Raw genomic sequence first — 26,700 nt, forward strand, 5'->3', positions numbered from 1 at the left:
GTCTGGAAGCGTCCAAGCTGTACCCGTTGACACATCCGCAAAAGCGAATTTGGTATGTGGAAAACATATACCCGGGCACGAGCATTCACAACATCGGAGGACTCATCAAAATCTACGGCCCTGTTGATTTTCAGTTGCTCGAGGAATCCATCAATCTGTTCATCAAGCACAACGACGCTATCCGCATCCGGCTCATCGAACGGGACGAGGCGGTGCGGCAGACCGTGACAGCGTATCGAAGAAGAACGTTTCCGTTCATCGACTTTACGGCCCGTTCCTCGGATACCGATGTCGATGCCTGGGTCAGCGCGGAGTTTGCCACGCCGCTGCCGCTGGACGGGGAATTTCTGTATGAGTTTGCGCTCGTAAAAATTAGCGAGACGGAAAGCGCATATCTGACGAAAGTCCATCATATGATTTCCGACGGATGGTCTTTTCAATTGATGACCACGCATATCAACCAAATTTATACGCAGTTGATGCAGGGACAGACGGTTGAGCAGGAAGACCGGCCCAGCTATTTAGACTACATCGAACAAGAGCATGCCTATTTGTCGTCTTCCCGCTTCGAGAAAAATAAACACTACTGGCAAAACAAATTCGAGAACGTCCATGACGTTGCCTTGCAAGCGACGGCAAGCGGCACGGCAGGCAAACGTCAAAAATTTCGAATCAGCCCGCACACTTCAGAAGCCATTCGCTCCTTCGTACATACGCATCGAATTTCGCTGAACACCTTTTTTATCGCAACGATGCTCATTTACCTCCACAAAGCAACGCATCAAGACCGCATCATGATAGGCACGCCTGTATTGAATCGCACCGGAGTCAAGGAAAAAAACACATTCGGCATGTTTACCAGCACGATGCCGTTCCTGGCTGACATCGAGGGCGATACATCATTCTCCACGTTCCTACATAACATCAATCATGAACTCATTCAATGTTATTTCCATCAGAAATATCCTTACAACTTGCTCGTGCAGGACCTTCAGCTTCACAAACGGGGATTGGATCAATTATTTCAGGTATGCGTGAACTATTACAATACCGCATTCGATCAGAGCTTCGGCCCCGGATGGAAAATGCAGCAAATCGAAGCGCATAACGGCAACCAATTGTATCCCTTGCAGATCATCGTCACCGAATGGTCGCCGAATGAAGGGCTGGAGCTGTATTTCGATTATAAAACAGGCGATTATACAGATTCGCACATCGATGAGATGAACCGCCGCCTGCATTATATAGCGGATCAAGCCGTAAGCCGTCCGGAGGCCGCCATCCGCGATGTGCAGCTGCTGCTGCCGGGGGAGCGCGCGGAGCTGCTGTACGCCTGCAACCGGACGGAGCGTGAATATCCCGCGACCGCAACGATATTGCAGCTGTTCGAAGCACAGGTCGAACGGACGCCGGACCGCGTCGCCGTCGCCTGCGGCCGGCAAGCGCTCACGTATCGCGAACTGAACGATCGGGCGAACCGGCTGGCCCGCACGCTGCTGAAGAGCGGAATTGGCCCGCATACGCCCGCGGCCGTCATGGGGCGGCACTCGCTCTCGATCGTGGTCGGGATATGGGCGGTCATCAAGGCGGGAGCCGCGTATCTTCCGATTGACCCCGATTACCCGCAGGAACGGATCGAATATATATTGCGGGACAGCGGGGCTTCGCATCTGCTGACGCACGGCAGCGAATGGGAGCGCTTGTCGTATGACGGCGTCGTTATCGACCTCGATGACGAACGGATATACGAAGCCGACGGGAGCAATCTGCCGGCCAAGGGAGCGCCAGACGATTTGGTCTATATCATTTATACCTCGGGTTCCACGGGGAACCCGAAAGGGACGATGATCGAGCACCGCGGCTTGGTGAACTATATTTGGTGGGCCAGCAAGACGTATCTTCGCGCCCCCGACGAAGTTTTTGCCCTGTATTCTTCGATTGCATTCGATTTGACGGTGACTTCCATCTTCACGCCGTTAATTAGCGGCCATCGGATCGAGATCTATGAGGATGACGGGAACGAGTTCATTATTCATCGCATTTTACGCGACAACAAGGCAACGGTTATCAAGCTGACCCCGGCGCATCTGGCGCTGATCAAAGACATTGATTTGAGCGTTTCCGCCGTCCGGACATTTATCGTGGGCGGCGAGGATTTGAAGTGCGCGCTTGCCCGTCACATTCATGAGCGGGCCTGCGGCGGAATTGACATCTACAACGAGTACGGACCGACCGAGACGGTGGTCGGATGCATGATTTACCAGTTCGATCCGGAACGGGACAAGGGATCATCGGTGCCGATCGGGCAGCCGATTGACAATGTGCAAATTTATTTGCTCGATCAGAGGCTGGAGCCGGTCCCGAATGGAACGATTGGCGAACTCTATATTTCCGGGGACGGCGTCGCCCGCGGCTACTTGCATAGACCGGAACTGACGCGGGAGCGTTTTGTGGACAGCCCGTTCCTGCCCGGCAAGAGAATGTACCGGACCGGCGACTTGGCGATGCGCCATCATCATGGCGACATCGTGTATCTCGGGCGAATCGATCACCAGGTCAAAATCAAAGGGTACCGGATTGAAATGGGGGAAATCGAGCATCGACTGCTTGCGCTGGCCCCGATTGAAGAAGCGGTCGTGGTGGATTGGACCGGGGAGGACGGGCAGCAGCATCTCGCCGCTTATCTCGTGGCGGCGGGGCGGATCGCCGATCTCGAACTGCGGATGAAGCTGGCGGAGGTGCTGCCTTCCTACATGATTCCGGCCTATTTTGTCCGGCTCGATCAACTGCCGCTTACGCCGAACGGCAAAGTCGATCGCCGGCTTTTGCCCGCTCCGGAACAGGCCCCTGAACAGAACGATGCGGAGACATCCGGTCAGATTGCGGCCTTATTGACGAATATTTTCAAGGACGTGCTGCAGGCGGAGAACATCGGAGCGCGCGACAATTTTTATCACATGGGCGGCGATTCGATCAAAGCGATCCAGATTGCGTCGCGGGTGACCGCGGCCGGCTACAGGCTAAAGGTTCAACAGATTTTGAGCTACCCGGTTATCCATGAGCTGGCGGCGCTGATCGAAATGAATCATTTTGAACCGATTGCGCAAGGCCCGTGCACAGGGGCGGTCCAACCGCTGCCGATCACGTCCTGGTTTTTCCGCCAACCATGGAGCAATCCGCACTACTATGCCCAATCGGTTCTCGTGCGCTTCAAGCAGGCGGTCACGGCGGCGCAGCTGCAAGAAGCGTTATACAGGCTCATCCAGCATCATGACGCCTTGAGGCTGCAGGTTGACGAAGCGGCCGGAAGCCTGGAATACCGGCCTGTCGAGCGGGATGACGTGGAGATTGCCTGCTGCGATCTAACCTGCCATTCGGAGGAGGAACGGTCCGCGGAGTTGAAGAATCGCGCCGAGTCGTTCAAAGCGAGTATGCGGCTTGGACAAGGTTTGCTGTTTAAATCGCTTTTATTCGAGGAAGGCGGACAGGGACAGCGCCTTTTGCTGACGGCGCATCATTTGGTCATCGATGGGGTATCTTGGCGTATTTTGCTCGAAGACCTCGACCGGCTGCTGCAATCGATGCTGGGCGGCCCAAGCTTGCCATTGCCGGGCAAAACGCATTCCGTCCAGGCTTGGGCGGATGCGATCGAAGCGTACAGCCGCGATCGGGCGCTCGAACATTTGGCATACTGGCAGTCGGTCTCCGCCGAGGCGGAAGACAGCTTGCCAGCCGACTTCCCCGCAGCAGACGATCGGCATGCCGTATGCGGCACGCTGGTCAGGGAACTGTCCAAGGAAGAGACGCGCAGGCTCCTGCGGGAGGCGAATGCCCCGTTCCGCACGCAGACAAGCGATCTGCTGGTCGCTGCTCTGGCCATGGCGCTTGGCGGCTTCACCGGCAAGGAGAATATCACGATCGAGCTGGAGGGGCATGGACGCGAGGAGTTGTTCGACAACATGGACGTGTCCAGAACGGTCGGCTGGTTTACTTCGATGTATCCGGTCAACCTCCGCCTGCCTGGCACAGAGCCTGCCGGCGTCATCAAGAGCGTCAAGGAACAGCTTCGCTCTATTCCGAACAAGGGGATTGATTATGGCATCTTGTCATACATCTCCGGCCGCATCCCGGAGACGGGCAGGAGCTTGCTTCGCTTCAATTATATGGGGGAGATCGACAATCATCTGCAGAGCCCCGTGCTGGAAATTGCGGATGAGGACACGGGAAGCGACATCGGTCCGAGCAACCGGCTGTCTTGCTTGGCCGATGTCGTGGCCATCGTGATTGACAAGAAGCTCCAAATCCGGATGTCCTACAGTACGGCCAAGTTCAAGCGGAAGTCGATGGAGGCGTTCATGGATGCTTTGATGCAGCGGCTGATCGGAGTCATTAACCTGTGCGCGGAGACGGGGCAATCCGACTTTACGCCATCCGACTTCGAGACGGTGAAGCTCACCCAAGACGAACTGGACGTTCTCTTCAAATCATGAGGGGGAGAAGAAACGTGATGAAGAAGCTTGCCGTTTATCTGTTTACCGCGGCGCTGCTTATCAGTCCGACAGCGCTGGCCGCGGAAGAGGGAGCCCCTCCCCCGCAAGGACGGCCGGATGTAGACGCCGCCGCCATCGAACGGTTCGTGCAGGCCGAGCTGGACAAGGCGCAAAGTCCCGGCGCCGCGGTAGTCGTCGTGAGCGGAGATCGGGTGGTCTATGCCAAGGGCTTCGGGCTGGCCGATCGGGAGGCTGGAATTCCGGCAACAAGCTCCACCTTGTTTCAATTGGGCTCGACCTCCAAAGCGTTTACCGGCTTGGCCTTGCTGGAGCTGGAGCAGCAGGGAGCGCTTCGTCTCGACGACCCGGTCGCCCGCTACCTTCCGTGGCTTCAACTGAATTATGAAGGGCAGGCGGCCAAGGTGACGCTCGCCCATCTGCTGCACCATACGAGCGGGGTGCCGTTCGCCTCGATCGCGTCGATTCCGGAGGATTCGGGAGAGCAGGCGTTGGAACGCACGGTGCGGGCTCTGTCGGGAGCAGAGCTGGATACCGTTCCGGGAAGCAAGTATCAATATGCCACCATTAATTATGACGTGCTGGGCCTGGTTATCCAGGAAGTATCGGGCATGTCCTACGAGGCTTATATGTCCCGAATGCTGCAGCGCCTGGGACTGCATGACACCATGCCGATGGCGCAGCTGAACGAGCGGCAGCGGCTGGCCGCAGGCTACAAGATCGGGTTCGGTTCGCCGCGGCTGTATCAGGCTCCCGGTTACAGGGGGAACACGCCGGCCGGCTACTTGCTCTCCAATGCGGACGATATCGGGCGGTGGCTGCTGCTTCAGTTGGGAGCGGCCGGCATGTCCGCAAGCGACCGGGCGATAATCGAACGCTCGCACCAGCCCGATACGGCCGTGGGGCCGGACGAGAACGGCGCTTACTATGCCGCGGGGTGGTTTGTGTCAGCCGACGGGAAGGAAATATTGCACCAAGGCTCCAACCCCAATTTCTCGTCGTATATCATCGTCCGGCCGCAGGAGCGGCTTGGCGTAGGCGTGCTCGCCAATATCAATTCCGCGTACACGTTTCACATCGGCGCCGGCTTGATAAGCCTGCTGCGGGACCGGGAGCCGCCGCCTGCCCAGGCCGACTTCTACCCGCAGCTCGACCGGATGGCGATGGCGGGGCTGGCGATCATTGCCGTCAGCCTGATCGTGCCGGCGGCGGCCGCGATTCGCATCCCGCTCCAATTGCGCCGCAAGCGGCGCGCCTTCGTCCCGCCAAGGGGAAGGCGGCTTGTTGTCCTCGGCGCCGCTATTCTTATGGCGGGCGCATGCTTCTGGGGAATCGGGAAGCTGCTTGACAAGGTTTTGGCGGGCTTGCCGCTCGATGTGGCCGCGGTATGGTGTCCCGTCAGCGTCATCTGGTTCATCTATGCGTTCTGCTTTGCCGCAGGAATCGCCTTCCTGTTCTTTGTCGCGGTCTGGCTGTTCCCTAAGGTGAGGCGTCCGCCCCTGCCCATTCCCGCTGAGGAGGTAAAGTAAATGAAATGCAAGCTGTTTTGCCTGCCCCATGCCGGCGGCTCCGCTACCATCTACATGCGGTGGAAACGTTACCTGCGCGACGGCATTGAGTTGCATCCCCTGGAGCCGGCCGGCCGGGGCAAAAGGCTGGGTGAGCCCCATTACGAGAGCCTGGATGAAATGATCGACGATTTATGCGGATGCCTGGAGCGGCAGTTGGACGGTTCCGACTTCGCTTTGTTCGGCCACAGCATGGGAGCGCTTGCCGCTTACGAGCTGACGCATGCCATCAAGCGGAGAATGGGGCGGGAGCCGATTCATCTTTTCGTATCGGGAACCTATCCTCCCCATGCCAAGAAGATCAACATCCTCCATTCGCTGTCCGATGACAGGCTGCGCGAGGAAATCAAGCGGTTGGGAGGAACCGAGGGCGAGCTCCTTGAGCGGGAAGATCTGCTGCGGCTGTTTTTGCCGGTGCTGCGCAGAGATTTGCAGTTGGTCGAGACGCACCGCTTTGAGGAGAAGCCAGACCGGATTCACTGCGATTTGTCTGTCCTGAGCGGGAAAGAAGATAGGGCCACCGCCGGCTACGACCTGTCGGAGTGGTCCGGATATGGCAGCCGGGCTTGTCGTTTTTATGAATTCGAGGGAGGCCACTTTTTTATTAATGAACATGTCGTTCAGGTGGTGTCGCTCATCAATGAGGCATTAGGCAGTCCCCTATTTCAGATGTCCGCAAAAAGGAGCCGTGAACCATGATACAAACCGTTGGAGTCGTCGGAGCAGGCGTAATGGGAAGCGATGTCGCCTTGGATCTCGCTTGCTACGGATACGAAGTGGTGCTGAAAGATATCAGTGAAGACGCCGTGCGGCGGGCGAAGGAGAAGATTCGAACCGATTTTCGGCTGTTGAAAATGGTCAAGCCGCGGGCGAAGCAGCTTGCCTTGGAAGACGTGCTCGACCGGATTACGTTTACGACGAGCTATGACGATTTCGGGCGCGTCGAGTTCGTCATCGAGAACATCACGGAAGACTGGGAGCGGAAGAAGGCGGTGTACACGGAGCTGTCGGAGGTATGCGGCATCGATACGTATTACGCCGTCAATACGAGCTGCATCTCCATTACGAAGGTAGGCGCATTGATGCCCAGACCGGACAAGGTCATCGGCATGCATTTCATGAACCCGGTGCCGATGAAGGAGCTCGTGGAAGTCATCCGGGGAGAGCATACGTCGGATGAGACCGTGGCTTGCGGAGAACAGTTTTTGCGATCGTTCGATAAAGTCCCCGTCGTCGTCAACGATTTTCCCGGCTTCGTGACCAACCGCGTCCTTATGCTGACGATTAACGAATGTGTATGGGCCGTCCAGGACGGGGTAGCAGAACCGCAGGACGTGGATAAAATTTTCCGCCTTGGCTTCGGTCACAAAATGGGGCCGCTTGCCACCTGCGATCTGATTGGCCTGGATACGATCCTGAACTCGCTGCTCGTGCTGTATGACAGCTACAAGGATCCGAAGTTCCGGCCTTGCCCGCTGCTCGTGAAGATGGTGGATGCCGGATATTTGGGCAAAAAATCGGGAAAAGGCTTTTTCGATTACGACAAGTAGGGAGGAAAAGGCGATGGACAAGGCTGCGGAAAAGGTCAAGGAAGTGAAGTGCGTCGTATGGGATCTGGACCATACGATGTGGGACGGCATTTTGCTGGAGTCGGGCGAGGTCGCGCTGAAGCCGGGCATCCGGGAGATTCTGGCGGAACTGGACTCGCGGGGGATCCTGCATTCGATTGCGAGCAGGAACGATGGAGAGCACGCGATGAGCAAGCTGCGGGAATTCGGCATTGAATCGTATTTCCTCTATCCCGAAATCAACTGGAATGCCAAGTCGGCATCGATAGAGAAAATATGCGGCAACTTGAACATCGGCAAGGACACGATTCTGTTCATTGACGATCAGCCCTTCGAACGCGACGAGGTGCAAAGCGTCCATCCGGAGGTGGCCTGCATGGATGCGGCCGGCTACGGCACGCTGCTTGAGCATCCGCGTCTCAACCCCCGCTTTATCACGGAAGACTCGAAGCGCCGCCGCGCCATGTATATCGAGGACATGCAGCGCAAACAGGAGGAAGAGGCCTTTTCCGGGCCCCAGGAATCGTTCCTGAAATCGCTCGGGATGCGCTTCGTCATCAGCGAGGCCAGGGAGGAGGACTTGAAGCGGGCGGAGGAACTGACCGTCCGCACCAATCAGCTGAATGCGACGGGCTATACCTACAGCTACGAGGAGCTGGACCGGATCAGACAGTCTGAGGACTATATGCTGCTGGTGTGCGAGCTGACGGATAAATACGGATCCTACGGCAAAATCGGCCTCGCTCTCATCGAGTTGAAGGAGAACTGCTGGCATTTGAAGCTGCTGCTTATGTCCTGCCGGGTGATGTCGCGCGGCGTGGGCACCGTGATGCTGACCTATATTATGCAGCAGGCCAAAATGGAAGGGAAAACGCTGCTGGCTGACTTCAAACAGACGGATCGCAACAAGATGATGTACGTCACGTACCGGTTCGCCAATTTTGTCGAAATCTCCAACGACGGCCAGGGAAATATTTTGTTCAAAAATGAGTTGAATCAAATTCAACCGTTCCCGCCTTATATTGAGGTGAAGGTGACGGTGGCGGGGAGAAAGGGGTAAACGCGATGGAAATCAAGCAAAAAATTCGCGATTTCATTGAAAGCAATCTGGTTGTATTCGAGGATGAAGCCGTGTTCTCCGACGACGATCATATTTTTCAAATGGGCTTTGTCAATTCTTTATTCGCAATGAAGCTGCTTGGCTACATCGAGCAGGAGTTCGGGATTACGGTCGGGAACGAGGATTTGGATATCGCCAATTTCAGCACGCTCAACAATATCGTCCGGCTCATCGAAAAGCATATGCAGGAGGTATAAAGGATGAATGCTCACACATGCTCTTCTGCCGCTCAAATCGTGGAGGAGGCCAGACAGTTCGCTGCCCGGGAGATTCGGCCGCTGGCCGGAGAGATCGACGCCAACGGGGAGCTCCCCCGCAGCCTGATCGCCAAAATGGGCGAGCGCGGGTATTTGGCGGCCAGTTGGCCGGAGGAGTACGGCGGCTTGGGGCTGGATCCGGTGGCATATGGACTCCTTACCGAGCAGATCGGAAAAGCGTGCAGCAACACGAGGGCGCTGCTGACCGTGCAAACCTCGCTGCTGGGAGAGACGATGCTGAGGTTCGGGACCGAGGCGCAAAAACGGCTCTGGCTGCCGCAGATGGCGCGGGCGGAGAAGCTGGGGGCGTTTGCCCTGTCCGAGCCGCAAGTGGGCTCGGATGCCAAAAGCGTGCAGACGACTTACCGGAAAGAAGGCGCGCGGTACATATTGAACGGCAGCAAGAAATGGATATCGTTTGCGGCAATCGCCGATTTTTTTGTCGTCATCGCCGCAGATGCGGCCGGACACATCACGTCATTCCTCGTCGAGCGCGATCGCGAGGGGGTGCGCACCGTCCCGATGGGCGGCATGCTTGGCAACCGCGGGGTCCATATCGCCGAGCTTCACTTCGATGAGGTGGAGGTTCCGGCTGAAAACGTGCTCGGCAACGCAGGGGGAGGCTTTACCTATATCGTCTCCACAGCTCTTGATCATGGCCGTTACAGCATTGCATGGGCGGGGGCGGCTATCGCGGCGGAAGCGCTGGAGGCGATGGTGACGTATGCGCGGTCGCGGTCGCAATTCGGCGAGAAACTGCACCATTTCCAGTTGGTCAAAGGGATGATCGGGGATGCGGTCACCAAGGTTCATGCCGCACGCTCGCTCTGTCTCAGCGCAGGGGAACTGCGCCGTAGCGGGGCGGAGGACGCAATCACCCAAACGACGATCGCCAAGTATTTTACATCGAAAGTCGCGGTGGAAGTGACGAACGATACCGTGCAAATCCATGGCGGCAACGGCTGCCGCAGCGACTACCCGGCGGAGCGGTTGTTCCGGGAAGCCAAGGTGCTTGAGATTATCGAGGGCACGAGCCAGATTCAACAACAGGTCATTGCCCAATACGGCCTGCGGAAGTACGCGGTGAAGAAGCAGGGGGCAGTTCAAGCGGGAAGGGAGGCGTGACGGCGTGCAGGAGCCGCAAAAACTGGATAAAAGCAATGTTGAAGATATTATGGCCTTAACCCCGATGCAGTCAGGGATGCTGCTCCAATATTTGAAGGACCCGGATACGACGCAGTATGTAGAGCTGATTGAATTGGGCATCAGCGGCGATATCGACATCTCGCTGTTCGAACAATCGTGGGCATGCGTCGTTCAGGCGAACGAGGCGCTGCGTACCTTGTTCCGGTGGGAAGAGGTGAATCAGCCCGTACAAATTGTGCTGAAGCAGCACCGGCCCGTCATTCGTTACGAGAATGATTCCGAACTGGACGAGGAGGCCCGGGCGCGCCGGATCGCGGCGCGGGTTGCCGCCGACAAACAGGAGAAGTTCAGGCTGGATCAGGTGCCATTCCGGCTGACGCTGTGCAAGCAGACCGAACGAAACCATACGCTGCTTATCAGCTTCCACCATATTTTGTTGGACGGATGGAGCACCGGCATTCTGTTGAAGGAGTGGCTGAACGCCTATCGCATGCTGGCGCAAGGGAAGAAGCCGGAGCTGCGGCGCAAGCCGCCGTTCAAGCAGTTCGTCGCGTCGCTGCAGCAGCAGGACAAGAAGAAGCAAGAGAGCTACTGGAGCCGGTATTTGCATGAGCTGCAGACCAAGCCGATTCCGGTATCCCGAGGCGGGGCAAGCGGGGAAAAGGTGTCTATCGCCGTGCATACGGAAAAGCGCAGCGGGACCTTTGTGGCGGATCTGCACCGGTTTGTGCGGACAGCGCAAGTGACGCAAGCGGCCCTTTTCTATGCCGCCTGGGGCATTTTGCTCCAGCATTATACGAATAACGACGACGTATTGTTCGGGATTACCGTATCCGGGCGCAGCACAAGCATTCCCGGCATGGAGGACATGGTCGGCTTGTTCATCAACACGCTGCCGCTCCGCATGAAGGCGGGTCCCGAACATGGCCTGCCCGATCTCCTGGCCGATGTGAACCGTTCCATCCAAGCGCATGAGGAGCATGCGGGCAGTTCCTTGACGAACATTAAGGGATACGGCGGGATGCGGGCGGAAGGCGTTCCGTTCGATTCGCTGCTGGTGGTGGAGAACTATCCTTTGGATAAGGCGGTCACCAGCGCCGAGGGGCCGCTTGCGATTGCTTCCCACCATATCGAGGAAGAGACCGAGTTCGATCTGACGGTCCGCATTACGGCGGCCGATGAACTGGAGATGACCTTCGCTTATAACGAGCGGGCCCATCGTTCGGTGGCCAAGCTGGCTAGTCATTATCTCTACATCATCGAGCAAATCATTCAAACCTCTACTCAGGTTACGGCCTACCACGAAACGAGACTGCAGGATATCGGCATCCTTACCGCGGAGGAGCGGGAACAAATTCGGCATTTCAATCTGACAACCGCCAGCTATCCCCGTGAGAAGACCATTCACGAATTGTTCGAGGAACAGGTCCGGCTAGCGCCTGAAGGCACGGCCGTCACGGATGAACAGAGATCCTGCACCTACCGGGAGCTGAATGAACAAGCCAACCGGATTGCCCGCGCGCTGCGGGCGGATGGATTGGAACGCGGCCAGATTGTCGGATTGTTGGCGAATCGCTCCGCCGACATGATCGCCGGCATTTTCGGGATTCTCAAAGCGGGGGGCGTCTATTTGCCGCTTGACTCTGCTCATCCTGCCGAACGGATCGCCTATATGCTGAAAGACGGGAAGGTAGGCACAGTACTGGCTTCGGCCGGTCTTGAGCCGCTTGTGCCGGAACAGATGAAGGTATGGCTGTTGAATGAAGCGCTGCTTGACTGCGGCGAAGCAACCGACATGCCGTCGGTGAACGGGCCGGAGCATCCGGCCTACGTGATGTACACCTCGGGGTCGACCGGTACGCCCAAGGGCGTGGAGGTCGGCCACCGCAATGTCGTGCGGCTAGTCCGCAATACGAGCTATGTGCAGGTGGAAGCGGGAGATTGCATGCTTCAGGCAGGGGCCATCGGCTTCGACGCTCTCACGTTCGAGGTGTTCGGGGCGCTGCTGAATGGGGCAAGCCTGCACATTGCCGACAAGCACACACTGCTTGACGGCGCCAGACTGGATGCCTTTTTGCGGTCGCGGAACATCTCGGTCGCCCTGCTGACGCCGGCGCTCTTCAACCAGTTGGCGCAGCAGCGGCCGCAGATGTTTGCCGGCATGCGGCATCTTATTGTCGGCGGCGATGTCTTATCGCCGAAGCACATCGAGGCCGTCCGGCAGGCATGCCCGGGGCTCGCGATGTGGAACGCGTACGGTCCGACCGAGAATACGGTCATTTCGACCTGCTTCCGAATCGATCGAGAATATGCCGAGCATATTCCGATTGGTCCGCCGATCAGCAATTCCACGGCCTATATTGTGGACCGCCACGATAACCTGCTGCCGATAGGCGTTCCCGGCGAATTGGTCGTGGGCGGGGACGGAGTGGCGCTCGGCTACTTGAACCAGCCCGGGGTGACAGCGGAGAAATTCCTGCCGGATCCGTTCCGTCCCGGGGGCATGATGTACCGGACGGGGGATATGGCCTGTTGGCAGGAGGACGGAAGCCTTGAATATATGGGGCGGATCGATCAGCAGGTCAAGATTCGCGGCCACCGCATCGAGATCGGTGAAATCGAGACGATGCTTCTTCGGCATCCATTGATTCAGGAAGCGGCGGTAACGGCGCTGCGGCGGGGCGGTCACACGGAATTATGCGCGTATGTGGTTGCTTCCGGGCAGGCGCCGGTATCCGAGCTGCGGGACTATCTGGCCGCCAAATTGCCGGATTACATGATCCCGTCCCATTTCGTTCCGCTGGAGCATATTCCGCTGACGCCGAATGGCAAGCTTGACCGCAGGGCGCTGCCCGCTCCTGCGGAGCGCGCCCGCTCTGCCGGGGAGGCGGCGTTGCCGCGGACAGAGCTGGAGCGGCTCATTGCCGAAGCGTGGCAGGCCGTGCTTGAGCTGGAGAGCGTAAGCATCCACGATAAATACTTTGAAGTCGGAGGCAACTCCATCAATCTGATTCAGCTCCAGAGCAAGCTGCAAAGGCAGTTGAAGCGTGAAGTGCCTATCGTCACGCTGTTCCAATACCCGACCGTGCATGAGTTGGCGGCCCATTTGGCGGGGGAAGCGGACGGCGGGGCGAGGGGCCGGGCCAACGATCAGGCAGCGGCCAGCCGTGAGAGCGACCCGCAGCCCCAACGATCCCAGCCGATCGCCGGATCGGCAAGGCCAGGGAATGAAGGCAGCCGCGACATCGCGGTCATCGGAATGGCCGGCAGATTTCCCGGCGCGCGCAGCATCGCCGAATTCTGGAGCAACCTGGAGCAGGGACAGGAGTCAATCTCGTTCTTTACGGATGACGAGCTGGCCGAGTACGGCTTTGACCGCGATCTTTTGCAGCGGCCGGAATTCGTCAAGGCGAAAGGCGTGCTGGATGAGATGGATCGCTTCGATCCTGCCTTCTTCGGCTACACTCCCGATCAGGCCGCCATTATGGATCCGCAGGTCCGGCTGCTGCATGAATGCGCTTGGCATGCCCTGGAAGACGCGGGCTGCGATCCGGAACGCTTCGGCGGGTCGATCGGCCTGTTTGCCGGCGTGACGAACAACTTCCATTGGTTGTCGCAGCTGTCCGAGCGGCTGCACGGGAACTTGTCGGACATGTTCGAGGTGGATTCGCTCAACGATACCTATACGGTCAGCACTCGCATTTCCCACAAGCTGAATTTGAAAGGGCCCGCGATCAGCTTGCAAACGGCTTGCTCCACCTCGCTGGTGGCCGTTCATGTGGCATGCCAGTCCATCCTCAGCGGCGATTGCGATCTGGCCCTGGCCGGCGGCGCGTCCATCGTGCTTCCTCATAAATCGGGATACCTCTATCAGGAAGGCATGGTCAAGTCGCCGGATGGACACTGCCGCACCTTCGACGCCAAGGCGAAAGGCACAATAGGCGGAGACGGCGTCGGCTTCGTCGCGCTCAAGCCGCTGGAGGCCGCGAAGAAGGACGGAGACCGGATCTACGCGGTCATCAAAGGATCGGCCATCAACAATGACGGCAGCCGCAAGGTCGGTTATACGGCGCCGAGCGTGGAGGGCCAGATGGATGTCATTAAGAGAGCGCTGGCAGCGGCGCAAATTCCGGCGGACAGCATCACGTACGTGGAGGCGCACGGATCGGGAACGCCGCTGGGCGATCCGATCGAGATCGAAGCGCTGACGAAGGCGTTCCAGTCGGATAGAACCGGCTTTTGCCGCATCGGATCCGTCAAAACGAACATCGGCCATCTCGACGCCGCGGCGGGCGTGGCCGGCTTGATGAAGACGGCATTGGCGCTTCATCATAAGCGGATTCCGCCCAGCCTTCATTTTGAGACGCCGAATCCGAACATCGATTTCGCCAACAGCCCGTTCGTCGTGAATACGGCGCTCGCCGAATGGCGGAACGAGGCGGGGCCGCTGCGGGCCGGAGTGAGCTCCTTCGGCATCGGCGGGACGAATGCCCACGTCATTTTGGAGGAGGCTCCCGCGCGCGAAGCGTCAGGGGCGGGGCGGCCGAGCCAACTGCTGGCGCTGTCGGCCCATACGCCGGCTGCGCTGGATGCGATGACGGCCAATCTGGGCGCCTATCTTCAGGAGCATCGCGAGCTCAGCCTCGCGGATGTCGCGTACACGCTGCAGCGCGGCCGCCGGCATTTCAAATATCGGCGCATCCTGTCCTGCGGCACGATCGAGGAAGCGATTGAGGCGTTGACGCCGGCTGAAGGCAGAAACAGCTTCGATGAACGGAAAGTTATCACCTTCGCCGCGGAGGACGGGGGCAGCGCCGTCGTGTTCATGTTCTCCGGGCAAGGCTCGCAATACGTCAATATGGGAGCGGACTTGTACCGGAACGAGCCGGTGTTCCGCGCGGAGATGGATCGCTGCTTCCGTCTGTACCGCGACATTGCCGCCCGCGAGATGAAGGACATCTTGTACCCGTCCGGGGACGCGGAAGCGGCAGCCCTTCAATTGAATCAGACGAAGCATATTCAACCGGTCATGTTCATGTTTGAATATGCGCTGGCCCGGCTTGTCATGGCGTGGGGAGTGAAGCCGGAAGCGATGATCGGCTACAGCTTCGGCGAATTTACGGCCGCCTGCCTCGCGGATGTCCTGTCTCTCGAAGATGCGATGCGGCTCATCATCTTGCGCGGGGAGCTGATGCAGCAGGCGCCGGCGGGGGCGATGCTCAGCGTGCCGCTGCCCGAGCAGGCGTTGAGGCTGCATCTCAACGGCACCTTGTCGGTGGCCGTCGTGAACGGACCGTCATGCATTGTGTCGGGCTCGGAGGAAGATATCGCCGCGTTCGAGCATAGCATGAAGGCGGAGAAAATCATGTGCATGAGATTGCCGGTGGCGACGGCAGGGCATTCTTCGCTGCTGCACGAGGTGAAGGAACCGTTCGCCGCCGCCGTGCGCCAAGTGCGCTTGCATCCCCCTTCCATACCGTATGTCTCCACGACCACGGGCACCTGGATCACCGCGGAAGAAGCGGCTGACCCGGATTATTGGATTCGGCACATGACGGATACGGTCCGCTTTGCCGACGGCATGGCGCTGCTGGTTCAAGAACCGCGCAGCCTGTTCGTCGAGATCGGTCCCGGCCAGGATTTAACGCTGCTCGCGCGCCGCCACCTCGGCGGCGGCCGCGAACAACAGGCTCTCAACCTTGTTCGTCCGGCGCAGCGCGGCGGATCGGACAGCGCCTTGCTGGTCAACCGGATCGGCAGGCTGTGGCTGCACGGCCAATCCATCGATTGGCAAGCGTTCCACGGAGAAGCCCGCGCCATTGTCTCCTTGCCGTCCTATCCGTTCGCCCGGGAGCGCTATTGGCCTCAAGCTTCCGGGGGCGCGCTGGCGGCGCCGGGAACGGGCCAGGGCAAGGGCCGCCCATCAAGCGGAAAAATGGGCAAACAGGCCGACATGGCCGACTGGTTCTATGTGCCGACCTGGAAAAAGGCGCCTTCCGCCGCCGCAAGCTTGAAGGGAGACACTGCCGGCAACTGGCTTGTCTTCGCCGACGGCGCGGGATTGGCCGCGGATATCGCCAAGCATCTCTCCGAACGGGGAGCCTGTGTCGTCACGGTACGGGCAGGAGAGCGGTTTGAGCAAGAAGGAGCGATGGAATATACGATTCACCCCCGGAACGAGGGGCATTACGCGAAGCTGTTCTCGGAACTGCAAGCAGACGGGCGGCTGCCGAACCGGATACTGCATGCCTGGGGCGTATCTGGCCCATCCGGTTCGGACCTGACAACGATACGGGCTGCGCAGGATCTCGGGTTCTACAGCGTGCTGTATACGGCCAAAGCGTTGAAGCGGCAGCAGGTCCGGGAAGAAATGCGCATGTGGGTGTTCACCGACAGCGTGCATGCCATCGCGGGCGAGCCGGTCCTGCATCCGGAGAAGGCGACGGTGCTCGGCCCGTGCCGGGTCATTCCGCAGGAGCTTCCGCACATGCAGTGCCGCAGCATCGACATCGTCTTGCCGGAAGCGGGGAGCTGGCAGCGGGAAAGGCTGATCGGCCGCCTGCTGGAGGAATTCGGCGCTGCCGGAACCGAATTGGCGATAGCCTATCGCGACAATGCGCGGTGGGTGCTCGACTATGAGCCGTTCAAAATAAGCGAGCCCGAAGCACAGACGCCGGGGCTGCGTCCAGGCGGCGTCTATTTGATTACGGGCGGGCTAGGATACATCGGCCATACGCTTGGCGGTTATCTCGCCAGAAGCGTCCAGGCGAAGCTGGCGCTCACCAGCCGCTCCCCGTTCCCGCCCCGCGAGGAATGGGATGCTTGGGTGTCTGCCCATGGGAAGGAAGAGGCCGTCAGCGTCCAGATTGGCAAGCTGCGCCAGCTCGAAGCCCAGGGGGCGGAAGTGCTCGTGCTGTCCGCGGACGCCGCCGATCAAGGACAAATGGAAGCGGCCATCCGGCAAGCCGAGGCGGCGTTCGGCCCCTTGAACGGGGTGATTCACGCGGCCGGGATGACGGGAGATGCCGCCTTCCGGATGCTGGAGGAGACGGACGAGCCGTTATGCGAGCAGCATTTCCGGGCGAAAATGTATGGCCTGCTCGTCCTGGAGCGGGTCCTGGCAGGCAAAGATCTGGATTTCTGCCTGCTCGCGTCGTCATTATCTCCGATGCTCGGCGGCTTGGGCTTTTCCGCCTACGCGGCGGCGAACCATTTCATGGACGCCTTTGTGCATGATCGCAACCGCCGCCAGCCGGTGCCGTGGACGAGCGTCAACTGGGACGGCTGGCAGCTCGAGACGGATCAGACGATTCGCGGGCAAGCGGGCGCTTCGATTTCCGAGCTGCTCATTGCGCCCGCCGAGGGCGTCGAGCTGCTGCGGCGCTTGCTGCCGGTGCGGGACATGAGCCAGATCGTCATCTCGACCGGCGATCTGGGCGCGCGGATCGACAAGTGGGTAAGACGGGAGGGGCAGCAAGAGGAGCCGGAAGCATTCCGGCAAGGAGACGGCTCCTACTACTCCCGGCCGGCGCTCTCCGGCGAATATGCGGCTCCTGCCACGGAGACGGAGCGGAAGCTGTGCGCAATGTGGGAGCAGTTTTTCCGCATCGACCGGATCGGCGTGCAGGACGACTTTTTCGAGCTGGGCGGCGACTCGCTCAAAGCGATAACGGTCGTCTCCGCGATTCACAAAGAGCTGAGCGTCGAGATTGGCCTGCCCGTTTTTTTCAATATGCCGACGATTCAGCAGTTATCCGCTTATATCGACGGGGCGGAACGGAGCGCTTATCACGATATCGAACCGGCCGAAGCGAGGGACTATTACGAGCTGTCCTCGGCGCAGAAGCGTCTCTATTTGATTCAGCAGATGGAGCAGGGGCATACGGGGTACAACGAAATCGTCGCGGGCGTCTTGGAAGGGCGGCTCGACCGGACGCGGCTGGAAGCGGCGCTGCGGCAGCTGGTGGAGCGCCATGAAAGCTTGCGCACATCGTTCGAGATCGTGAACGGGAAGCCGATGCAGAAAATCAACGAAGCCGTCGCGATCGAGCTGGAATACGAGGACTACAGCGCCGCCGTCACGCCGATCGGCAGCCTTGACAGCGAGGAGAAGACGGATGACCGAATTCGTGCCGCAGTGACGACATTCGTGCGTTCCTTTGACTTGACCCGGGCGCCGCTGATGCGCGCCGGACTGATCAAGCTCGGGGAAGAGCGGCATGTGTTGATGGTGGATATGCACCATATCGTCTCCGACGGCTTGTCGCAGGACATTTTCGTCAACGACTTTCTGGCTCTGTATGCCGGGCGCGAATTGCCCGAGCTTCCGCTGCAATACAAAGATTTTTCCGAATGGCAAAACCGGATGATGGACACGGACGAGATGAAACGGCAGGGGGCGTTCTGGCTGGAGCGGCTGAAGGACGCTCCGCGGCTGTCCTTGCGCACGGACTATCCTCGTCCGGACACGAGAAGCTTCGCCGGCAGCCTCGTTCCGTTCGAGCTGGATGCAGAGCGGACCCAAGCCTTGAAGTCGCTCTGCCTGCAGGAAGACGTGACGTTGTTCATGGCCCTGCTCGCCATCTTCAACCTGCTGCTGGCCAAAGTGTGCGGACAGGACGACATCGTGGTCGGGACCCCGGTTGTCGGCCGCAAGCAGCAAGCGCTGCAGCTTATTATCGGAAAGTTCGTCAACATGCTTCCGCTGCGCAACCGGCTGCAGGAAGAGATGAGCTTCCGCGATCTGCTTCAAGCCGTGCGGTCGACGACATTGGACGCGTTCGCTCATCAGGATTTCCAATTCGAGGAAATGGTGCGGCAGGCGGGAAGGGAACGCGAACTGGGGCGCAATCCGATTTTCGATGTCGTGTTTGCCTTGCAGAACATGCAGAATCCGGAGACGAGCGTTCCCGGCTTGATGCTGAAGCCATTCCCGTTCATTCATGACGCCTCCCATTTCGACTTGTCGCTCATCGCGGAAGAGGACGGAGACCGGTTGGCGTTCAAGTTCGAATACAGCACCCGCTTGTTTCAGCGCGACACGATCGAGCGTTTTGCCGCATACCTGCAGGATATCGTGTCTGACGTGCTGGCCCATCCGGACAAGAAGGTCAGGGAGATAGAGATTGCGCATCATCTGGCCGAGCCGGAAGCGGTATTCCTCGCCGGCGCCCAGGGGGAATTCGGATTATGAACGGATTACGCGAAAATAAGGGAGGTATGGCGATGGGGTTGGCAAATCGATTGGACAGATTGGCGGTGGCCGCTTCCCAAAAAAGCAAGGAGCGGGAATATTGGCTGGCCGCCTTATCCGGAGAATACGACAAGAGCGGCTTTCCTTGCGACGATGCGCGCGGAACCGGAATGCAGGCGGAAGACGCCCCGTTGTGCCTGCCGCCGGAGCTGACGGCCCGCTTGCTGCAAGTAAGCAACGGTTCGGATTCGAAGCTGCATGTCGTGTTATCCGCCGCGCTCGCGGCCTTGCTGGCCAAATTGGCGAACCGGAGCGACGTCGTCATCGGGACTCCGATTTACAGGCAGCGGGAGGAAGCCGAATTCATCAATGCCGTGCTTCCGCTGCGGGCGAAGCTGGATGGCTCCTTCTCGTTCAGGCAATGTCTGCTTCAAATGCAGGAGACGATAGTGGGAGCCGTTGAGCATCAGAGCTATCCGATGGAGCTCGCAGCCTGGCAATTGGGCCTTCCGGCTGACGATCCGCTCGCCCATCCGCTGTTCGAGACGGCCTTGCTGCTGGACAATATTCACGATGAACGGTATTTCCGGGACGTGAAATGGAAGACATTGTTCCGCTTCCGCAGGACGGAGGACGGGATTGACGGCGCAATCCAATATAATGCGCGGCTATACCGCAGCGGCACCATGGCAAGCCTCGCTTCCCGTTACACGCTCCTGCTGCGGGAGGCGCTGGCGAATCCCGATCAGCCGCTGCGGAGCATCCCTGTTCTGCTGCCGGGGGAGGAGGAGCGGCTTCTCGGCCCATTGGCCGGAGGCTCGTCCGACTATCCGCGGGAACAGGCCGCGCACCGCTTGTTCGAGGAACAGGCGGCGCGCACGCCGGACGCTCCGGCCGTCGTCAGCCAGGAAGAACGGCTGACGTATGGCGAGCTGAACGCAAAGGCCAACCAATTGGCGCGGAGGCTGCGGGCGGCCGGAGTGGAGGCGGGCGAGATCGTCGGCCTGCTGCTCGCCCCTTCCGCCGACATGATGGTCGGCATGCTGGCCGCATTGAAGGCCGGAGGCGCTTTTTTGCCGATAGATCCGGATTACCCCGACGAGCGCATCGCCTTCATGCTGGAGGACAGCGGCGCGCGCGTGGTGCTGACGCAGCGGCCTTTGGCCGGAAGAACGGCCAGCCGCGAAGCGCTGTGCCTCGATGAGGCGGAGCTGTTCGCCGGGGAGACGGAGAACGGGACGGCGGCCGATCCCGAAGCGCTGGCTTACGTCATCTACACGTCAGGCTCAACCGGACAGCCGAAGGGCGTCATGATCGAGCATCGCTCGCTCGTCAATCTGGCGTGCTGGCATAATCGCGCCTTCGGGGTGACGCCATCCGACCGCAGCATCAAATACGCCGGATTCGGCTTCGACGCTTCGGTATGGGAGGTGTTCCCGTATCTGTTGGCGGGAGCGGCCATTCATATCGTGCCTGCGGACATCCGGCTGGATGCGCGCAAGCTGAACGGCTTTTTTGCGGAGCAGGGCATTACGATCGCCTTCCTGCCGACCATGATGTGCGAGCAGTTCATGGAACTGCCGGATCGGAGAGCGGAGACGCTGCGGATATTGTTAACGGGCGGAGACCGTTTGAAGCGATACGCGCCGGGGAGCTTCCGGCTCTTCAACAATTACGGGCCGACCGAGAATACGGTGGTGACCACATTCGCCGAAATCAAGACGGAAGAAGGCGGCATCCCGATCGGACGGCCGATCGACAATACGCGAGTGTATGTGCTCGATCGCGACCTTCAACTGCTCCCGCCGGGCGTGCCGGGCGAAATATGCGTCGCGGGCGCAGGCTTGGCCCGCGGCTATCTCGGCCGGCCGGAGCTGACGGCGGAGAGGTTCGTGCCCCATCCGTTCGTTCCCGGGGAGCGTCTGTACCGGACGGGCGATCTGGGGCGCTGGCTCCCCGGCGGCATGCTGGAGTACTGCGGCCGCCAGGATGATCAGGTGAAGGTGCGGGGGTACCGCATCGAGCCCGGGGAGATCGAAATGCTGCTTCGCGCGCACGAGGAGGTCCGCGAGGCGGCGATCCGGGTCCGGGAGGACGAGAACGGCCAAAACATGCTTTGCGCGTACTATACCGGCCCGGCCGGCTTGTCCGCGGCCGAGCTGCGGGACTATTTGGCCCCGCAGCTGCCGGCTTATATGATTCCGTCCTATTTTGTCCGCCTGGAGCGGCTCCCCGTGACGGCGAACGGGAAACTGGATGCCAAGGCTTTGCCCAACCCGAAGGAGCTCGTTCATACCGGCAAGGAATATGTCGCGCCGCGCGGCGACATCGAGAACATGCTGGTCCGAATCTGGGCCGAAGTATTGTCCATTCGCGAGGACAAGGCCGGGGTACAGGATACCTTTTTCGATCTGGGCGGGAACTCGTTCCAACTCGTGCAGGTGGTCAACAAGCTGACAGAAGCGTTCGGCCGGGAAATCCCCGTGCCCGTGATGTTCCAGTACACGACGATTGCGGCGCTCGGCGGTTATCTGCAGCGGTTGGACAGCGGCGAAGCGCAAAGGCCGGAAGATATGGCGGACAACGAGGAAATAGATGCGGGATTTGCAACGATGGAGCAGACGCTGCTCATTTTGGAGGGGGCGCACGATGACTAAGAGCCAACAGACCCAAGCGGCGACCGGACTCGAAATTGCCGTGATCGGCATGGCGGGGCGATTTCCCGGCGCGCGGAATATAGAGGAATATTGGGACAATCTGAAAAGCGGGAAAGAGTCGGTCCGCTTCTTTTCCGATGAAGAGCTTGAGGCGGCCGGTGTCGATTCCGAGCTGATCCGCCACCCGCGATATGTGAAAGCGAAGGCGGTTGTGCCTGATGCGGAATGGTTTGATTCCGACTTTTTCGATTATTCGCCGCGCGAGGCGGAGGTCATCGATCCGCAGCTTCGCATCTTCCATGAATGCGCTTGGGAGGCGCTGGAGCATGCAGGCTGCGATCCCGAGCAGACGAACGGCGCCATCGGGCTGTTCGCCGGCGCTTCGGCCAGCATTTACTGGCAGCTGGTGGCCATGCTGTCGCGCAGCGAGAGCACGGCCGAGCAATTCGCGGCGCTGGCTTTATCGGACAAAGATTTTTTGAGCACGCGAATTTCTCACAAGCTGAATTTGAAAGGCCCGAGCGTGAACGTCGATTCCGCCTGCTCCACTTCGCTGCTGGCGATCCATATGGCCTGCCGGGCGCTGCTGACGGGCGAGTGCAGAATGGCGTTGGCCGGCGGAGTGACCGTGACGGTTCCCCGCACGGAAGGCTATCTGTATGAAGAAGGGATGGTCAGTTCGCCGGACGGGCATTGCCGGGCGTTTGACGCCAAAGCGAAGGGGACTGTCGGCGGAGAAGGGGCGGGAATCGTCGTGCTCAAGCCGCTGAAGCAGGCCATCGCCGACGGCGACTGCATCTATGCGGTCATCAAGGGCTCGGCGTCCAACAATGACGGCACGCGCAAGGTGGGATTCTCCGCTCCCAGCATCGAGGGCCAGGCGGAGGTTATTCGGGCGGCGCAGCGCATGGGCCGGATCGCGCCGGAGAGCATCAGCTATGTGGAAGCTCACGGCACGGGCACCGCGCTCGGCGATCCGGTCGAGATCGAGGCGTTGAAGCTGGCTTTTCAGACGGAGAAAACAGGGTTTTGCCGCATCGGATCCGTCAAGACGAACATCGGCCATTTGAACAGCGCCGCCGGTGTCGCGGCGTTCATCAAGACCGTGCTGGCCCTGCATCACAAGCAGCTTCCGCCGAGCCTGCATTTCGAGACGCCCAATCCCAAAATCGATTTTGCGAACAGCCCGTTCATCGTCAATACGGAGCTGATTCCGTGGACGAACGAGCTCTATCCGCTGCGGGCCGGCGTCAGCTCATTCGGCATCGGCGGAACCAATATCCATGTCGTGCTTGAGGAAGCCCCGCCGCAGCCGGACGGAGACGAGGGGAGAGCGGCGCAGCTCGTGCTGTTGTCCGCCAAGACGGAATCCGGACTGGAGCAAGCCACGGCCCGCCTGTGCGCCCATTTGCGGGAGCATCCGGGCCTCCCGCTGTCCGATGTGGCCTACACGCTGCAGATCGGCCGGCGGGCGTTCCGGCATCGGCGCATGTTCGTCTGCTCCTCCGCGGAGGAAGCGAGGGAATTGCTGGAGACCTTGCCCCCGGAGCGGGTTCACAGCCGGAGCTGCGACAACGACCAGGCCCGGCTGGTGTTCATGTTTCCCGGTCAAGGCGCGCAGTACGTCAACATGGGGCTTGACCTCTATAAGCGGGAGCCGGACTTCCGCGAGGCGGTGGACCGGTGCTGCGATATCGTCCGTCCGCTGCTGGACGCGGATCTGAAGGAATTGCTGTATCCGGCCGGGAATGATGCGGCCGCCGGGTGCGCCGAGCGCATGAAGCAGACCGACGTGACCCAGCCGATCCTATTTATTTTCTCCTATGCGTTGGCGCAGCTCCTGATGAAATGGGGCTTGAAGCCGAGCGCCTTGATCGGCCATAGCGCCGGCGAATATGTGGCCGCGTGCCTGGCGGGAGTGATGACGCTGGAAGAAGCGCTGGAGCTGGTCGCGCTGCGGGGGAGACTGATGCACGGCATGCCGCCGGGAGCGATGCTCAGCGTGCCGTTGCCGGAGCAAGAGCTGAAGCCGCTTCTCGCTGACGGCGTCTCGATCGCGGCGGTGAACGGAGCGGCGCTGTGCGTCGCATCGGGACCGCATGACGAGATTGACCGGCTGGAACGGCAGCTTGCCGAAGCGGGGCATGCCTGCTCGAGGCTGCACACCTCCCATGCCTTTCATTCGGCGATGATGGAGCCGATCATGGAGCCGTTCCGCCGGAAGGTCAGGGAAATGACGCTCCGTGCGCCGGCCATTCCTTATATTTCAAATGTAAGCGGAACCTGGATCACGGCGGAGGAAGCCGTCGAGCCGGAGTATTGGGTCCGGCATTTGCGCGGCACCGTCCGTTTTGCGGACGGTCTCCGCGAGCTGCTCCGGGACGGCAAGGCCGTGTTCGTGGAAGCGGGTCCGGGCAACGCGCTAAGCGCATTCGTGCGCCGGCATCCCGACAAGCCCCCGCGCCACGCGGCCGTCAATCTCGTCCGGCATCCGAAGGAGCAAGCGCGCGACGACGAATATTTGCTGCAGCAGGTGGGACGGCTGTGGCTGGAAGGAGCCCGGCCGGATTGGAGAGCGTTCCATGCGGGAGAGCGGCGCAAGCGGACGGCTCTGCCGACCTATCCGTTCGAACGCCGCCGTTATTGGGTCGATCCGCCGTTCGAGATCGATGTTCTGAAGCAGGGGCTCACGCGCAAGCGGAACCCGGATTCGCGCCCGCAGGACAGCGCCGGGTTCGCCAAACGGAACACGGTCCGCGAGTGGCTGTACGCTCCGGTGTGGGAACGATCGTTTTTACAGGAAGAGACGGGCTCTGAGCGTTCAGGAAGCCTCTGGGTCGTCTTCTCGCCGGAGGACGGGATCATCCCGCGGTTGATTGACCGCATGCGGGAAGCCGGCCGCAATGTCGTCGCCGTGCACCCTTCGGATTCATTCTCGCCATTGAATGACTGGGCATACCGGATTGATCCCGGGGAACCGGAGCATTATGAGCGTCTGCTGCGGACGCTGACGGAAGCCGGGAGACCGCCTGGCCGAATCATTCACGCGTGGCTCGCGGCGGAGGCCGGGGAAGCGGATGCGCCGATTCCTTCCGATGAAGACCGGGCGTTGGATAGAGGTTATTACAGTCTCCTCGCGCTCGCGCGGGCCATTGGATCTTGCGGAATTCAAGAGGAGCTGCACCTTGCGGTCGTGACCTCCCATATGCAGGAAGTGACAGGCGACGAGCGGCTGCAGCCGGAACAAGCGGCGGCGATTGGCGCTTGCCTGGTCATTCCGCAAGAGTACGGCCATGTGTGCTGCCGCAGCATCGATATCGCGGATTCGCTCCGGCAGAGCGAGCCGGAGCGGCAGCAAGCCCTGGTCGAGCGCTTGCACGCGGAGATTGCCGCCCCTTCCGACGACCTGTTCGTCGCTTACCGCGGGGCGCACCGCTGGGTGCAAAAATACGCCCGGCTGCCGGCGCCCGCAGCCGATACCGGCCTGCGGAAGCACGGGGTGTACTTGATCACGGGAGGGCTTGGCGGCATTGGCTTGACGTTGGCGGAACATTTGGCCAAGACAGTGCAGGCGAAGCTGATTCTGGTGGGCCGTTCGGGACTGGACGGCGAAGGAGCGGCCAAGCGCGGCGCACTGGATGAACTCGAGAGGTACGGCTCCGAGGTGCTTGTCTGCAAGTCGGATGTGTGCGACGAGGCGCGGATGGAGCAGGTCGCAGCCGAGGCCGTAGCCCGCTTCGGCGCGATTCATGGCGTGATCCACGCGGCGGGAGTATCCGACGGAGCGCTGATTCAACGGCGGACGCGGGAGATGGATGAACGCGCCCTGGCAGCCAAGGTGAACGGCACGCGGGTGCTGGATCGGGTGCTCGAACGGGTGCTGGGGCTGGCCGGCATGCGGCTTGATTTCCTGGTGCTGTGCTCTTCTCTGACCGCCGCGCTGGGCGGCGTCGGGCAAGCCGGCTATTGCGCGGCCAATGCGTATCTCGACGCGTACGCATGCCGCAAGCGGGCGCAGGGCGGCACGCCTGTCGTCGCCATTGCTTGGGACGGCTGGCAGACCGTCGGCATGGCCGCGGCAGCCGAGCAAGAGATCGCGGCGATTACGGCGCAGGCGGGCGTGCGGGCTCAGGGTCCGGATAAGCTGACGCGGCTGATGCCGGAAGAAGGAGTGGAGGTCTTCCGGCAAGCGTTGGCATGCCGCCGGCCGCAAGTGCTGGTCTCGACGACGGATTTGCCGCTGCGGGTGCATACCGCGCGCGCATCGTCACTGCACTCGCTGATGGATAAGCAGCGGGACGGAACCGGCCCGCAAGCCGCCCGTCCCGAGGTCGGCACGGCATATGCTCCGCCGGAGGACGAGCTGGAACAGACGATGGCGGACCTGTGGCGGAATTATCTTGGCCTCGATCAGGTCGGCCTGCACGACAACTTTTTTGAGCTCGGCGCTACTTCCCTCGATATCATTCAAATGAATACGAAGCTGCAGCGCGCGCTGGGACGGGAAGTGGCGGTCGTTGACATGTTCAGCCATCCGACCATTTATTCATTGGCAGAATCGCTTCGGCGGGCGGCGCACAAGGAGACGGTGCCGCCGGAAGAGACGGCGGATCGTTCCGAGCGGATACATGACGGCAAAAATCGGTTGAAGCAGCGGCTTCAAAAGCGGGAGAGAACGTGAAA

The 26,700-nt window shown here is 60.3% G+C and carries 10 protein-coding genes; all 10 read left to right on the forward strand.

Annotation, left to right across the window (positions count from 1 at the left end):
- The first annotated feature begins 26 nt into the window (after positions 1-26).
- The 10 genes from OCY70_RS04485 to OCY70_RS04530 are packed head-to-tail and all read left to right on the forward strand — an operon-like array spanning position 27 to position 26,698.
- Entirely contained in the window at positions 27-4,490 is a 4,464-nt protein-coding gene (locus OCY70_RS04485; protein ID WP_261948748.1) for an amino acid adenylation domain-containing protein, read from the forward strand.
- A 17-nt stretch (positions 4,491-4,507) separates the two neighbouring features.
- Positions 4,508-6,037 carry a serine hydrolase domain-containing protein gene (locus OCY70_RS04490; protein ID WP_213426701.1) on the forward strand — a complete coding sequence of 510 codons (1,530 nt, stop codon included), beginning with the start codon at positions 4,508-4,510 and terminating at the stop codon, positions 6,035-6,037.
- Complete coding sequence (locus OCY70_RS04495) at positions 6,038-6,775, forward strand: thioesterase II family protein (protein WP_213426674.1); 738 nt, start codon at positions 6,038-6,040, stop codon at positions 6,773-6,775.
- Positions 6,772-7,626 (forward strand): 3-hydroxyacyl-CoA dehydrogenase family protein, encoded by an 855-nt coding sequence (locus OCY70_RS04500; RefSeq protein ID WP_213426675.1) that lies wholly within the window; start codon positions 6,772-6,774, stop codon positions 7,624-7,626. Before OCY70_RS04495 ends, OCY70_RS04500 begins: the two co-directional genes overlap by 4 nt.
- A gap of 13 nt (positions 7,627-7,639) precedes the next feature.
- On the forward strand, positions 7,640-8,704 hold the full coding sequence (locus tag OCY70_RS04505; protein ID WP_213426676.1) for an HAD-IIIC family phosphatase: 1,065 nt from the start codon (positions 7,640-7,642) through the stop codon (positions 8,702-8,704).
- Positions 8,705-8,709: 5 nt separating this feature from the next.
- The gene (locus OCY70_RS04510; protein WP_006675303.1) at positions 8,710-8,961 is read left to right on the forward strand and encodes an acyl carrier protein; all 252 of its coding nucleotides are present in this window, start codon (positions 8,710-8,712) and stop codon (positions 8,959-8,961) included.
- 3 nt (positions 8,962-8,964) lie between these two features.
- Positions 8,965-10,146 carry an acyl-CoA dehydrogenase family protein gene (locus OCY70_RS04515; RefSeq protein WP_213426677.1) on the forward strand — a complete coding sequence of 394 codons (1,182 nt, stop codon included), beginning with the start codon at positions 8,965-8,967 and terminating at the stop codon, positions 10,144-10,146.
- 4 nt (positions 10,147-10,150) lie between these two features.
- A complete protein-coding gene (locus tag OCY70_RS04520; protein WP_213426678.1) occupies positions 10,151-19,360 on the forward strand; it encodes a non-ribosomal peptide synthetase/type I polyketide synthase in 9,210 nt (3,069 codons plus the stop codon).
- Positions 19,361-19,392: 32 nt separating this feature from the next.
- A complete protein-coding gene (locus OCY70_RS04525; protein ID WP_213426679.1) occupies positions 19,393-22,017 on the forward strand; it encodes a non-ribosomal peptide synthetase in 2,625 nt (874 codons plus the stop codon).
- The gene (locus tag OCY70_RS04530; protein WP_261944725.1) at positions 22,010-26,698 is read left to right on the forward strand and encodes a type I polyketide synthase; all 4,689 of its coding nucleotides are present in this window, start codon (positions 22,010-22,012) and stop codon (positions 26,696-26,698) included. The genes OCY70_RS04525 and OCY70_RS04530 overlap by 8 nt, the downstream gene beginning before the upstream one ends.
- The last annotated feature ends 2 nt before the right edge of the window (positions 26,699-26,700 follow it).

Source organism: Paenibacillus melissococcoides (assembly GCA_944800085.1).
Taxonomy (GTDB): Bacteria; Bacillota; Bacilli; order Paenibacillales; family Paenibacillaceae; genus Paenibacillus_B; species Paenibacillus_B melissococcoides.